This is a genomic window from Paenibacillus urinalis, assembly GCF_028747985.1.
Lineage (GTDB): Bacteria > Bacillota > Bacilli > Paenibacillales > Paenibacillaceae > Paenibacillus > Paenibacillus urinalis.
In genome coordinates, this window is the sequence record NZ_CP118108.1 from 2244551 (window position 1) to 2257329 (window position 12779).

Below are 12779 nucleotides of genomic sequence, written 5' to 3' on the forward strand. Positions count from 1 at the left end.
CGATGAAGTGAAATCATTCAGGGCAACCCGGAGAATAACAACATCGGTTTGCCCCAATCCATCATTTTTCACTCTAAATAATGTTTCTTCATTTTGTTGTATAAGGTTCCTCGTGATATGCCAAGCAATTTCGCAGCAACACTCTTGTTACCAGCGGCCTTATGTAGAGCTTCTTCAATAAGTGCCTTCTCTTCTGTCTCAGACACTTTTGCTTTCAGCCGGTTGTCATAATGTATATGTTCTATCAGAACTTGCTCCCCATCACTTATGGCCCCGAAATGTTCCAGAAAAGAATCGGGGAGATGCTCCAGCTTGATTTGATCACCTTCTCCAAGAATAACACACCGCTCAAGAACAGCCCGAAGTTCTGCGATATTTCCAGGCCACGCATAGTTAGAAAAAGCCAATATGACCTCTGGTGTAAGTACAGGAATCGGTTTTTGATACTGTGCTGAAAATTCGCGTAAGTACATGGTGCTCAAAATTGAAATGTCCTCGATTCTGTCACGCAGAGGTGGAACAGAGATCGACACAATACTGAGCGTGTAATATAGCTCGGAGCTGAAATTCTGGCTCGCAGCAAGCTCCTCCAGATTATGCTTCGATGCACCGATAATACGCGTATTCAGCGGAATATCGGTATGTCCTCCATAACGCCGGAAAGACTGGTTCTTCAAAGCATGATACAGTTTATCCTGGACATCCATCGGAAGCTTGTCAATCTCATTTAAGAGCAGCGTTCCTTTATCAGCTAGCTCCAGCTTGCCAGGATCATAATGGTTATTGCCGGAAAACGTACCGCCTTCAAATCCAAATAGTTCACTCTCCAGCATGCCGACAGGTACTGCACCGCAATTAATGGACAAGAATGGATGCTCAGCACGCGGGCTTGCCAGATGAATGACTTTTGCCAGCTGTTCCTTCCCGACACCCGACTCCCCATACAGAATGACAGGTGTATCGGATTCAGCCATCTTTTTGCCAATTCGGACCACTTTGCTAATGCTATGACTCTGACCATCGATATGACTGAAGGGATCGTCTTTGCGAGGAAGCGTATCTAATATACTCGCCTGAGCGGAAGTGAGCTCTTCATTCAGCCTAACTAGATGAGTAATGTCCTGTTCAGAGGCGAGACCGCCGATAATCTGACCATTATAATCCTTAACAGGTGAAGCATTGATAAGGACGTGGGTTCCTTCACGAGATTTGTGGTACATGTTGCGTATGATGCGTCCTTCGTCTATGCTCCGCAGCAGCATCAAAGAGTCGGGATCAAAGTGTTCACCGATCGTTCTGCCCATTATTCGCTCGTATGGAATATCATAAATACTCACAGCTGTCTCATTCCAGCAAATTACAGTCCCTTTCCGATCAACAGCTGTAACGGCATCGGTTACTGTATCTAATAAAGAGTTTAAATAAGCTTCTGCTTTGTGCTTTTGTGCAGCTATTTGCTTTAATAAGTTAAAGAGGGAAAGGAATCCAGTAATCTGATTTGACTCACTCACAAATAGGATGGGACGGTCAAGATCATCAGGCAGATCAGATATCCATTCTCCTCTGGAGAAATGTGGATTGTCCAAGTCGATGATCGGTGACGGGGACCATTCAGATAGTAAATCCTGGAGATGTCCTTCCTTAACTAAAAAACGGCTTATATCACTTGCTGTAAACAAATAATGACGGTCATTCCATTCAATATGAACTGCTTTGGAATTCTCAAGATTCTGGATTAGTTGGCTGACGTTTTGATCAAAATTCATTGCAACATAATCGGTATTTAATTCAATCTGTTCATTATTGAACATAAGAACCTCTCACTTTGTGTAATTTAGTATAAATATTACATGGGAATCACTTATATTTCAACTTGATATTAGAATATAGTATGTTCAAAATAAAACGATGTTTAGAGTTAGACATGTTGCTGTTCAATTAAATGAAAATGGGGGAATATCTCTATGGCGAATGTACAAACACAGCCTGTAGGAACGAATCCGGCATTGGGCAAAAAAACATCTGTCAGAGCATTAATTGCAAGCTTGATTGGCAGCTCTATCGAATGGTTCGATTATTTTTTGTATGGAACGGCTGCTTCACTTGTTTTTAACCAGTTATTCTTTCCAGCCGAGGATGCAGTAGTCAGCCTGCTGTTATCATATCTTACCTTTGCGCTTCCGTTCTTTATTCGGCCGCTTGGGGGCATCATATTCAGTCATATCGGAGACAAGGTAGGGAGAAAGAAGACATTAGTTATGACCCTTTCTTTAATGGGAGGATCTACGGTACTGATTGGCTGTTTGCCTGATTATAATGCGATTGGCGTATGGGCACCCATTCTCTTGATTCTGATGCGATGTATCCAAGGACTTGGCATCGGAGGAGAGTGGGGCGGAGCCCTTTTGCTGGCTGTTGAATACTCTGGTAAAAACAATCGCGGCTTCTACGGCAGTATTCCTCAAATGGGTGTAACGATTGGAATGGTGATGGGTACTTTGGCGTTGTCCCTGATGAGCCTGCTTCCGGATGATGCCTTTATGTCCTGGGGCTGGAGAGTACCTTTTATCATGAGTGCTGTCCTTGTCTTCATCGGTCTATGGATTCGTAACGGTCTGGATGAAACTCCTGCATTTAAAGAATCACAAAAATCAGGTGAAACCTCCCGTGTACCTCTTCTTGATACGCTGCGTTACCACTGGAAATCGGTTCTAATTGCTGTCGGTGCCAAGGTAGTAGAGACAGGTCCATTCTATATATTTGGAACCTTCGTTGTTGCCTATTGCACAACATATCTAGGCTATGAACGTTCACCGGTGCTCAATGCCGTATTGCTTGCAGCTCTTGTGGCAACTGCCCTAATCCCGCTTGCAGGGAAGTTGTCTGACAAAATAGGCAGAAAACCGCTGTTTGTCGGTGGTACAATTGCAATTATTCTCTATGCATTCCCATACTTTTATCTGTTGTCTCAAGGCTCTATAGCTCTCATGATCTTGGCTACAATTCTGGGTCTAGGAATTGTTTGGGTTCCAGTTACAGCGGTGCTGGGAACAATGTTTTCTGAAATATTCAGTACCAAGGTGCGTTATACAGGTGTCAGCCTCGGATATCAGATCGGTGCAGCTGTTGCGGGAGGAACCGCACCACTTATTGCTACATGGCTGTTAAGTGAATTCAACAATTCTTGGGTGCCTGTCGCGCTATATATCATTCTCACAGGTGTAATTTCTCTAATTGCTGTAAGTGCAACTCGTGAGAAGAAGAATACAGAGCTGGATATTTAGAAGGCTTAAGGGTTGTCTAAATTTGTACACATTAAACAATATAGTTGTTTGATGTGTACAAATCGTAAGGCTGAGTGTATAATCCAAATGGATACAGTGTTAATAAATAACATAATTGTTTTAAATTGAGAGGAGATATGTAACGTGAATAAGACAGCGAATATCAGTCCCTTTGTCAATGAGCCTTTCGTGAACTTCAGTTTGGAAGAGAACAAGCAGGCGATGGAAAAAGCGATTAGCAAAGTAAAGTCTGAATTAGGTCAAAATATCCCTCTCCATATCGGTGAGAAGAAGGTGTTCACTGAAGAGGTAATTACTTCGGTCAACCCGGGGAATTTAGGGGAAGTCATCGGATATGTGAGTAAAGCGAATCAGCCACTGGCAGAAGAAGCCATGCAGATTGCCGTAAGCACATTCGAAACGTGGAAGAGGGTACCTCCAAGAGAGCGAGCGGAATATCTATTCAAGGCAGCGACTCTTATGCGGGAACGTAAGCATGAATTCTCGGCACTTATGATTCTTGAATCTGGTAAAAACTATGCCGAGGCTGATGCAGACACAGCCGAAGCTATTGATTTTATTGAATTTTATGCACGTGAAATATTACGTATTGATCAAATTAATGAAATACAGCCTCTAACCAAGGTGCAAGGTGAAGACAATCGCTTAACATATATTCCTCTAGGGGTTGGCGTCATCATACCTCCATGGAATTTCCCGCTGGCGATATGCGTAGGTATGACAACTGCAGCGGTTGTGTCAGGAAATACGGTATTGCTCAAGCCTGCTTCGACGACGCCTGCAATAGCTCATAAATTTGTTGCGCTTATGGAAGAGGTGGGTCTTCCAGCTGGTGTTATCAATTTTATACCTGGCAGCGGAGCGGAAGTAGGAGATTATTTAACTTCTCATCCGAAGACCCGATTTATCAGCTTCACCGGCTCGAAGGAAGTCGGACTTCATATAAGTAAGCAGGCAGCGGATACGTCAGAAGGCCAAATTTGGATCAAGCGGCTTATTGCCGAAATGGGCGGCAAGGATGGGATCGTCGTAGATGAGACCGCGAATCTTGATGCAGCGGCGCAGGCCATTGTTGCTTCTGCCTTTGGTTTCCAGGGACAGAAGTGTTCCGCCGGGTCGAGAGCGATCATTGTAGAAGCTGTGTATGATGAAGTTGTGGAGAAGGTTAAGGAGCTGACGGAGAAGCTTGCTGCCGGGTTACCAGAACTGAATTATCCAGCAGGACCGGTCATTGATAAGGCTTCTTATGATAAAATCTTGAATTACATCCAAATTGGCAAGGGCGAAGGAACGTTACTAACGGGAGGAAGTCCGGCCGAAGGGAATGGCTACTATATCCAGCCTACTGTATTCGCGGATGTGAAACCAGATGCGAGAATTATGAAGGAAGAAATTTTTGGTCCCGTTCTTGCTATATGCAAGGCTTCAGATTATAAGGAGGCAATTGAAATATATAATGATACAGAGTTTGGATTGACAGGCTCCTATTTCTCCTCAGACCAGGATCGCATTGAGGAGGCGCTGGAGACGATGCACTGTGGAAACCTGTATATAAACCGAAAGTGTACCGGGGCTCTGGTTGGAGCTCATCCGTTCGGCGGCTTCAATATGTCGGGTACGGATTCCAAGGCCGGAGGATACGATTATCTGCTCTTGTTCACACAAGCTAAGCTGACCTCCAGGAAGCTGTAGCTAAATGAATGAAGATGGCTTCGGATATTCCGAAGTCATCTTTTTTTTAGTACAATGACCGTTATAAAGGATAGATGTAGTGCAGGTCCTTAATCCCATGAACGATTTCTGTGTTAGAAGGGCTGGACACGCAGGTTAGAGAAACGAAAAGGGGTGTTAGCGATGGGGCACATTATTGGCGAACGAATTGTACTAAGAGAATATCGAATGGAGGATTCATCTGCAATACGAAGCTGGGTTAACGATCCGGATATTACGTCTACTCTGAGTGATTTATTTAGGTATCCGCAAAGTATAAAGAAGACGGAAGACTTCATACATATGATGATGGACGGCAGGTCAGATACACACAAGAGCTTTGTCATTGCACATCAGAATACACTCGACTATATAGGTCAGATTGACGTGCTAAATATCTCCTGGAAGAACCGAACGGCCTCGCTTGCGATTGTTATTGGTTCGAAGAAAGATCAAGGAAGAGGTTTCGGCTCTGAAGCGATACGATTGCTGCAAAATCTAGTATTTAATGAGATGAATTTAAATCGGCTGGAGCTCCAAGTGTATGATTTCAATCATGCGGCAATTCATTGCTATAAGAAATGCGGCTTTGTAGAAGAAGGTAGAGCGAGGCAGAAGATTTATCGAAATGGGAAATACAATGATATCATTCACATGAGTATTCTAAAGAGCGAATATGATACATTAGTACAGCGTACGAAGTCGACCGCCTATGCACGTGATCTCGAAGGCCGAGATTAATAAGCTGGAAGACGGAAACTTGAAAACAGACGAATAGATCAACCAATCTACAGTAAGCTATAGCTTTTGACAAAAAACAGACAAGTATTTGTCAAACTTATGCTGATTCTGCGATTACCCGAGAAATAAAACTTAGCTGAGAGAGGATAGCGCTTGTGGCAGACATTTATTTTGACAATATGTGTTTATCTACGGATAGAGAGGTTGTTACGGACTATGAAGACATTTGCCGTAAGCTGCATGGATATAATATGCGAGCAACTGGTGGATTGCTGAAAGAGCCTGGTGACAGTATTCATCTCTATTTGAAAAACGAAGCGTCAGAAGTGGTCGGGGGAATATTTTGCGAGACGTGGTTATATGGACTATACATTGATGTATTTTGGATTGCTGAAGCCTATCGGAGCAAGGGATTCGGGCATCAGATGCTGCATGAAGCGGAGCGCAGAGGCAGAGAGTTAGGCTGCTTGTTTGCACATACGTCGACCTTCTCGTATCAAGCGCCTTCGTTCTATGAGAAGCATGGATATGAGGTATACGGCATTAACGATTTATTTCCCGGGGAAATCAAGCAATATTTTTTGAAGAAAAAATTATAAAAGGCACATGAACAAGAGAGAGGGAGTAGCATGGTCTATATTGAGCAAATTGAAATGAAGCATCTGCCGCAGCTGGCAGAGCTGTACGAAGAACTGATCGGTGTCAGTACAAACCTGGCGAAGATGGAAGAGACTTATCAAACGCTGCTTGAAGATAAGAGCTATTATGTGCTGGGTGCTTTTTATGAGAATGAGCTTGCAGGGTCGTTGATGGGAATCCTGTGTAAAGATCTGATTGGCGAGTGTGAGCCGTTCATGGTGATCGAAAATGTCGTAGTATCCTCCAAAATTCGAAGACAAGGCATCGGCCGAAAGCTGATGAATGAGATTGAAATGATCGCGAGACAGCAGAACTGCAGCTATATCATTCTCGTATCCGGCGGACAAAGAGTCGAGGCTCACCGAATGTATGAATCAATGGGCTATCGTGAAGAGCATGTGGAAGGCTTCAGAAAATTTCTGAAATGAAGTCAGGTAAGGCGGAGCACCTTTATAAGGGTGCTCTTTTTTTTGTGTGCATTGACAGTACAAAAGTATCTCAGTTACGATATAGAGCAGGAATGTCATATTATGGAATGTTCAGTTTGTATTTATCCGCGGATCAATAGTTAACTGAAGGAGGGCTGAAGCTCATGGAATCAGGCAAAGTCCACATGGTTCATCGTCCTAAGGATACATCAGGAGTTATATTCGTTCTTATTTTAATAGCGCTCCAAACTCAGGTATTTGTCTCTAGCTTACGTAGAGAATCGGAAATTTTTTGGATATTCTCTTTTTACATATTGTTATGTTTATACTACCTTATCATGATGGCTTGGTATTTCATTAAATACAAGCCATGGAAGCCAGTCGCATTCGAAGTGCTTCCAGACTCTTATCGAGTCGGGCCGCATCAATTCACTGCTACTGAGATTCAGTTCATTATTGTTAGAGGTTACTTTAATCCATGTGTTGGATTACAGTTGTTTAACAAGAAGAGAACGCCTATGTACATGCGAATTAAATTCCAGGATCAGAAGCAGGAAGATATGATTATGAAAGAGATCAAGGCGATGGCTGAGCGGCATCAAATCCCGGTGAAGAGAGGGAATTTCAGATATTAGATTGATCTAAGATCGATTATGATTACTTATAAGGTTACCGATAATGAGAGGGGAAAGTTCATGCAGCTATTCAAACCCACACCCGAGTTCATGGTCAGCCATCGAAAAAGATTCCGAACTTTAGTGATATTTGGAGTCGCTACGCTCTTATTGGGCCTAGTTAATCTGTCAGAGGACGGAGAATTGCTTACGATCCCGTTTATTCTGTATAGCGCCGTTCTTGCATTTGAAATTATAATCCTTCTTCTACAGCTGTCCAAGAAGCCCAAACTATTTAAGCTCGTTAATCATAAGCTGCAGATCGGTGATCGTATATATCAACCGGAGGATATTAAATCCATTATTATTGAAGAATTCTATGGTCCTTCTATCGCAATTAAACCAAAAGGACGCCGGATTGTACCTGTCATGAATGTTTACCGAATATCGGATGGCACGGATGCAGAGGATGCGTTCGAAACGATTCATGAGTGGGGAGATAAGTTTAGCGTCCCTGTACTTACGAAGCGAATATGGACACTGTGATCTTCTCGAATATCCAATCGAAAAAACTCTAAATCGGCTGAATGCAGATTTAGAGTTTTTTTGTGCACATTTAATTCTAAATATAACATGTCATAATTTACTCGCTGAATAGTTCATGACATGAACTATGCTGGATTTCGATCCTGATGCCGAAGGGTGAGCCAAATGGACAGAATTAGAATCAATTCAAATATGTTGGTTGCCGCCGAGCTTTCGATGGGAATAGGAATTAGCTGCCCGATAAACAGCAGAGCCGTCCCAACAAGGAGCCAAGCCCATTTTTGCTTCACGAGGACAAGGATACCTATGACGAGCAGAATCATGCCCACAATGATAACCATTATAGGCGGACCTGCCTGGCCCTCTGCGCTATATCTCATAACACCATACTCTTCCGTGAGAGTAAGATGCTGCACTTCGGCCAGCGTTGAGACTATGATCTGATAAATAATGAGGCCGGCTGTAATCAGCCAGGCACTGATCTGTGTAGCCATGCTTCGTCCCCATCTTACACCTGAGCGCTGCAGAATATAATACCCAATCAAGACAAGTGTAGGCGTAACAAAAGCATGCAGCCAAAAACGAAGACTGCTCAGCGTCATTAGCAGATCTCCTTCGCCTATTGCCTCTCCTGCAGCTATGATGCCGTTATCGTAAGCAAGGCTGAATGTAACGAGGAGAAGAAACAATGGGTAGCGAAACCACCTCCTCGTTCGTGAGAGATCGATCGCCATCCATAAGAAGAGGATGATATAAATCATGCTGATGATCGAGTATATCCAAAAATCCAATCCGCTTCGCTCCTTACTAAAATTATGTATTGGTAGGTTTGCTTAACATTTCCTATTTACCATGATCTGTTCATCCTGAAACCCTTTAATACCATGGCTGCATATCCATTTCTACAGCATACTTCAAATGATGATCATTTTCTGTAAATTTCATGTATAAATTTCCCTAACGCCACAAATGATATAGGAAAATACAGGGAGGGAAGACAGAGATGTGTAAACGTTATTCACTGGCCGCAGATCTAGATGAGGTGCGTGATCACTTTGGGATACAACGAGTTATGTACTATTACAAGAACCGTTATAACATCAGTCCGACACAGCATGCTCCGATTATTCTCTATGAGGATGGAGAACGTATCATGGATGAGTATCGCTGGGGATTTATTCCTTTTTGGGGCAAGGATGCTGTTAATGCCGACTTAATGTCCGTTAGTGAGAATGTGACTTACCGCAAGATGGTGGAACAAAGACGCTGTGTCATACCTTGCAATGGTTTTTATTATTGGCGTCAGGATGGCAAGCGCAGGTATGCGGTACGGGTGGTTATGCCAGATCGCTCCATGTTCGGCATTGCCGGATTGTACGAGGTATGGAAGGATACTAGGAAGCAGCCGCTCCGAACTTGTACGATGCTGATGTCGGATGCAAACATGACCATTCGTGAATTTGATCACCGCATGCCGGCCATACTTACGCCAGATCAGATCGATGCATGGCTCGATCCGAAGATGACCGAAATGCATCGAATGCTGCCGATGATCAGATCATTTCAAGAAACGTTAATGGATGTATATCCTGTGACTCCGCTTGCCTTCAATGATAATCATGATTCACTGGAATGTGTCAAGGAAGTGGACATGCAGAGAGCGCTGGTTAAGAATTAATACTTTTCGCCGATACACTGAACCTAAAGAGTCCGGTCTGCATTTGTGATGTGGGTCGGACTTTCGTCTTTTTAAATATCCTTATTGAGGGTAAGAGAAGCATAGATCAACAAATATTAAGTAAATTGTCGAAGGCATAGTCCATTAGATGGTTTCAAGTTACCTCAGTGCAGGACCGAAGCAGCTTGAAAGAATATATTCAAGTTACTATAATTGTTTCAGTAAGGTACTTGTAGTTTATTAGCTCTTTATATCTTACGAATATAAATATATATAGATTAAAGGAGTGGAATAGAATGAATCCCAAATATAGTCCGATTTTTGAGAAAGTGACTTTACCGAATGGCATTATTCTGAAAAATAAAATTGTCCTGGCACCAATGACGCATTCGTCCTCGAATGAAGATGGCACCGTATCCGATGCAGAGCTTGCATACTATGCACGTCGTTCTGGAGGAGCCGGAATGGTGGTCACAGCAGTTACTTACGTGACCGAGAATGGAAAAGGGTTCGTAGGCCAATTCTCATCAACAGATGATTCCTTTATACCGAGTCTGACCAAGCTGGCAAATTCCATTAAGGAACAAGGTGCCAAAGCAGTACTGCAAATTTTCCATGGTGGTCGTTTATGCCCTCCAGATGCTGTCGGTGGAGATGTTGTAGCACCAAGTGCGGTCGCAAGTGAAAGACCAGGCTCACCGATGCCTAGAGAACTTGCTGAATCCGAGATCGAGAGCATCATTCAAGATTTTGGTGAAGCGACACGCCGTGCGATTGCTGCCGGATTTGACGGTGTGGAAATTCACGGGGCTAACGGATACCTCATTCAACAATTTGTGTCCCCACATTCCAATCGAAGAGAAGATCGCTTCGGAGGAGATGCACATCAACGGCTTACTTTTCCGCTAGAAGTAATAGACAGCGTGCAGGCAGCCGTTCGAGAGCATGCCAAAACTCCGTTTATGGTTGGATACCGTTTCTCTCCTGAGGAGCCGGAAACTCCGGGTTTGACGATGGAGGAGACCTTTATTTTGCTAGATGCAATTAAAGAGAAGAACTTGGATTATATCCATGTATCCTTGAATGACTTCTGGTCGAAGCCGAGAAGAGGAGCAGATGATTCGAAATCTAGAATGGAATGGATTCTGGAACGTGTTGGCGGCAAAGCTCCGGTAATTGGGGTTGGACAAATTCACACTCCAGATGAAGCCTTGGCAGCTCTTGAGACGGGAGTTCCGCTGCTCGCACTCGGACGTGAGCTGATCATTGAACCTGATTGGGTGGAGAAGATTGAATCAGGCAATGAAGAGCATATAGCGGTTAACTTAACGAAATTGGACCAGGAAAGACTGGTTATTCCTGACCCACTATGGAATATGATCATGAATGTACCTGGATGGTTCCCTGTCGTGGACTCAGAGTAATCGTATAGTTAATACTTAAGAAGTGGCTTATGAACTGCCGGGAAAGACTCTTGCACGAGTCCTCCCGGCTGTTCATGTGTTCAGTCTCGTTATTGATCTTCTATAGACAGGCTATGGTATGATAGGAAGGATTGGAGGTTACAGATTATGAAGCATCCCTTTATACTTAATGCCGTCTGGAATGGCGGAAGGAACAGCGATGGTACCATTGAAGCGGGTCAGTTAAAGACACAGATCTCCATCCCGAAGGAAATGGGCGGACCTGGAGTTGGGACCAATCCAGATGAAATGCTGCTTGGCGCTGCAGCAACTTGCTATCTTATTACACTCGCAGCTATGCTGGAGCGTTCGTCCCTGGAAACAGAGAGTCTTACTTTGACATCTGAAGCGACAGTGGATGTAACCAATAACATCTTTACCTACGAAGCGATTAAGCATGCTCCTGTGGTGACTTTAACGTCAACAGCGACGCAGGACGATATGGATAAAGCGATTCGTATTGCACACAAGGCAGAAAGCTCCTGTATGATCTCAAGAGCTGTAGCTGGGAACGTACTTATACAGACAGAGCCTATTGTACAAATAGCAGACAATTAAGGAGGAAGTTACAAAATGACAGCACAATCTCGACTTCTCGTATTTACGGGTTCTTATTCGGAAGCAAGCGACCCTGGTATCCATGTTTATGCATTCAATGAACAAGCAGGCGAGCTTACTCTGTTATCTGAGACATCCGGAGTGAAGAATCCGACTTTTCTTCAAGTCGATACCGAACATCAGCGTGTGTATGCGATTGGAGAAATAACGACGGCAGAAGGAACGAAGGCCGGGGAAGTGCTGGCCTATGCAATACACCCAGAGCAAGGCGAGCTTACGCTTATTAACCGTACTCCATCCGCTATTGCTCCAACCTGTCATGTGCAAATAGACCCTGAGTATCAGTATTTGCTCATATCTAGTTACCACGGCGGAGCAGTAAGTCTTGTATCGCTGAATGATGATGGCAGTGTAGGACAGATGGTAGATTCCAAACAGCACTCCGGTAAGGGAGCTCATCCAGAGCGTCAAGATCGGCCGCATGTGCATTCCGCATTTTTCTCACCGGATGGTAAGTATATTATGGTTCAGGACCTTGGACTAGATAAAATATATGTCTACACGATTGACCGTGATCAGCATAAGCTGGTACTGCATCGTGAAGTAAGCACACATGCGGGAGCGGGTCCAAGACATTTCGTCTTCCATCCGAATGCAAAGTTTGCTTATGTAATTAATGAAGTGGATTCTACCGTTACTTTCTTTACATATGAGGCAGAAGCAGGCGCATTGACCGAACAACAGACGTTGTCCACACTGCCTGAAGAAGGCTTCGCTGGGGAGAACACTTGCGCGGAAATTACGGTTTCCAAGGATGGACGATTCCTGTACGGCTCCAATCGCGGACATGACAGTATCGTAGTATATGCGATCTCTGAGGACGGTACTCTGAGCACGGTGCAGCATATTTCAACTGAGGGCGGGCATCCTCGTCACTTTGCCTTGACACCTGCGGGTGATCAGCTGCTTGCAGCAAATCGTGACAGCAACAATATTGTACTCTTCCAGGTAGACACGGAGAAGGGGCAATTGAGTTACACAGGCAAACAGATCACATCTCCGAAGCCGGTTTGTGTATGGCCGGTTTATCTATAATC

General features: G+C 44.0%; 13 protein-coding genes. 11 read left to right on the forward strand and 2 right to left on the reverse strand.

Annotation, left to right across the window (positions count from 1 at the left end; genetic code table 11):
- Nucleotides 1-68 precede the first annotated feature (68 nt).
- Nucleotides 69-1811 carry a sigma-54 interaction domain-containing protein gene (locus PUW25_RS10470; protein ID WP_274336981.1) on the reverse strand — a complete coding sequence of 581 codons (1743 nt, stop codon included), beginning with the start codon at nt 1809-1811 and terminating at the stop codon, nt 69-71.
- A 153-nt stretch (nt 1812-1964) separates the two neighbouring features.
- Between PUW25_RS10470 and PUW25_RS10475 the strand changes: the two genes are divergently transcribed.
- The 7 genes from PUW25_RS10475 (at nt 1965) to PUW25_RS10505 (ending at nt 7983) form a co-directional block, all read left to right on the forward strand.
- Nucleotides 1965-3284: an MFS transporter gene (locus PUW25_RS10475; protein WP_081872127.1), complete on the forward strand. Its 1320-nt coding sequence runs from the start codon at nt 1965-1967 to the stop codon at nt 3282-3284.
- Nucleotides 3285-3428: 144 nt separating this feature from the next.
- Nucleotides 3429-4997, forward strand: coding sequence for an L-glutamate gamma-semialdehyde dehydrogenase (gene pruA, locus PUW25_RS10480; protein ID WP_047909565.1), 1569 nt, complete (start codon nt 3429-3431; stop codon nt 4995-4997).
- Between the two features lie 162 nt (nt 4998-5159).
- Nucleotides 5160-5756 carry a GNAT family N-acetyltransferase gene (locus tag PUW25_RS10485; protein WP_047909564.1) on the forward strand — a complete coding sequence of 199 codons (597 nt, stop codon included), beginning with the start codon at nt 5160-5162 and terminating at the stop codon, nt 5754-5756.
- 155 nt (nt 5757-5911) lie between these two features.
- The gene (locus PUW25_RS10490; protein ID WP_238546249.1) at nt 5912-6355 is read left to right on the forward strand and encodes a GNAT family N-acetyltransferase; all 444 of its coding nucleotides are present in this window, start codon (nt 5912-5914) and stop codon (nt 6353-6355) included.
- A 30-nt stretch (nt 6356-6385) separates the two neighbouring features.
- Complete coding sequence (locus PUW25_RS10495) at nt 6386-6823, forward strand: GNAT family N-acetyltransferase (protein WP_047909563.1); 438 nt, start codon at nt 6386-6388, stop codon at nt 6821-6823.
- 164 nt (nt 6824-6987) lie between these two features.
- Nucleotides 6988-7458 (forward strand): hypothetical protein, encoded by a 471-nt coding sequence (locus PUW25_RS10500; protein ID WP_047909562.1) that lies wholly within the window; start codon nt 6988-6990, stop codon nt 7456-7458.
- A gap of 60 nt (nt 7459-7518) precedes the next feature.
- The gene (locus PUW25_RS10505; RefSeq protein ID WP_047909561.1) at nt 7519-7983 is read left to right on the forward strand and encodes a hypothetical protein; all 465 of its coding nucleotides are present in this window, start codon (nt 7519-7521) and stop codon (nt 7981-7983) included.
- Between the two features lie 125 nt (nt 7984-8108).
- Here the strand turns inward: PUW25_RS10505 and PUW25_RS10510 are convergent, their stop codons facing one another.
- Nucleotides 8109-8774 carry a hypothetical protein gene (locus PUW25_RS10510; RefSeq protein WP_047909560.1) on the reverse strand — a complete coding sequence of 222 codons (666 nt, stop codon included), beginning with the start codon at nt 8772-8774 and terminating at the stop codon, nt 8109-8111.
- 212 nt (nt 8775-8986) lie between these two features.
- Here PUW25_RS10510 and PUW25_RS10515 point away from each other — a divergent pair, with 212 nt between their 5' ends.
- The 4 genes from PUW25_RS10515 to PUW25_RS10530 all read left to right on the forward strand — a co-directional run bounded on the left by PUW25_RS10515 (nt 8987) and on the right by PUW25_RS10530 (nt 12777).
- Nucleotides 8987-9661 (forward strand): SOS response-associated peptidase, encoded by a 675-nt coding sequence (locus tag PUW25_RS10515; RefSeq protein ID WP_047909559.1) that lies wholly within the window; start codon nt 8987-8989, stop codon nt 9659-9661.
- Nucleotides 9662-9957: 296 nt separating this feature from the next.
- On the forward strand, nt 9958-11085 hold the full coding sequence (locus tag PUW25_RS10520; RefSeq protein WP_047909558.1) for an NADH-dependent flavin oxidoreductase: 1128 nt from the start codon (nt 9958-9960) through the stop codon (nt 11083-11085).
- A 147-nt stretch (nt 11086-11232) separates the two neighbouring features.
- Complete coding sequence (locus PUW25_RS10525; protein ID WP_047909557.1) at nt 11233-11682, forward strand: OsmC family protein; 450 nt, start codon at nt 11233-11235, stop codon at nt 11680-11682.
- A gap of 15 nt (nt 11683-11697) precedes the next feature.
- A complete protein-coding gene (locus PUW25_RS10530) occupies nt 11698-12777 on the forward strand; it encodes a lactonase family protein (protein ID WP_047909556.1) in 1080 nt (359 codons plus the stop codon).
- The last annotated feature ends 2 nt before the right edge of the window (nt 12778-12779 follow it).

Excerpts from the sequence above, each read along its gene's own strand:
- PUW25_RS10495 (WP_047909563.1), top strand. The coding sequence starts at position 6,386 with ATGGTCTATATTGAGCAAATTGAAATGAAGCATCTGCCGCAGCTGGCA.
- PUW25_RS10525 (WP_047909557.1), top strand. The coding sequence starts at position 11,233 with ATGAAGCATCCCTTTATACTTAATGCCGTCTGGAATGGCGGAAGGAAC.
- PUW25_RS10485 (WP_047909564.1), top strand. The coding sequence starts at position 5,160 with ATGGGGCACATTATTGGCGAACGAATTGTACTAAGAGAATATCGAATG.
- PUW25_RS10475 (WP_081872127.1), top strand. The coding sequence starts at position 1,965 with ATGGCGAATGTACAAACACAGCCTGTAGGAACGAATCCGGCATTGGGC.
- PUW25_RS10515 (WP_047909559.1), top strand. The coding sequence starts at position 8,987 with ATGTGTAAACGTTATTCACTGGCCGCAGATCTAGATGAGGTGCGTGAT.
- PUW25_RS10470 (WP_274336981.1), bottom strand. The coding sequence starts at position 1,811 with ATGTTCAATAATGAACAGATTGAATTAAATACCGATTATGTTGCAATG.
- PUW25_RS10500 (WP_047909562.1), top strand. The coding sequence starts at position 6,988 with ATGGAATCAGGCAAAGTCCACATGGTTCATCGTCCTAAGGATACATCA.
- PUW25_RS10520 (WP_047909558.1), top strand. The coding sequence starts at position 9,958 with ATGAATCCCAAATATAGTCCGATTTTTGAGAAAGTGACTTTACCGAAT.
- PUW25_RS10530 (WP_047909556.1), top strand. The coding sequence starts at position 11,698 with ATGACAGCACAATCTCGACTTCTCGTATTTACGGGTTCTTATTCGGAA.
- PUW25_RS10505 (WP_047909561.1), top strand. The coding sequence starts at position 7,519 with ATGCAGCTATTCAAACCCACACCCGAGTTCATGGTCAGCCATCGAAAA.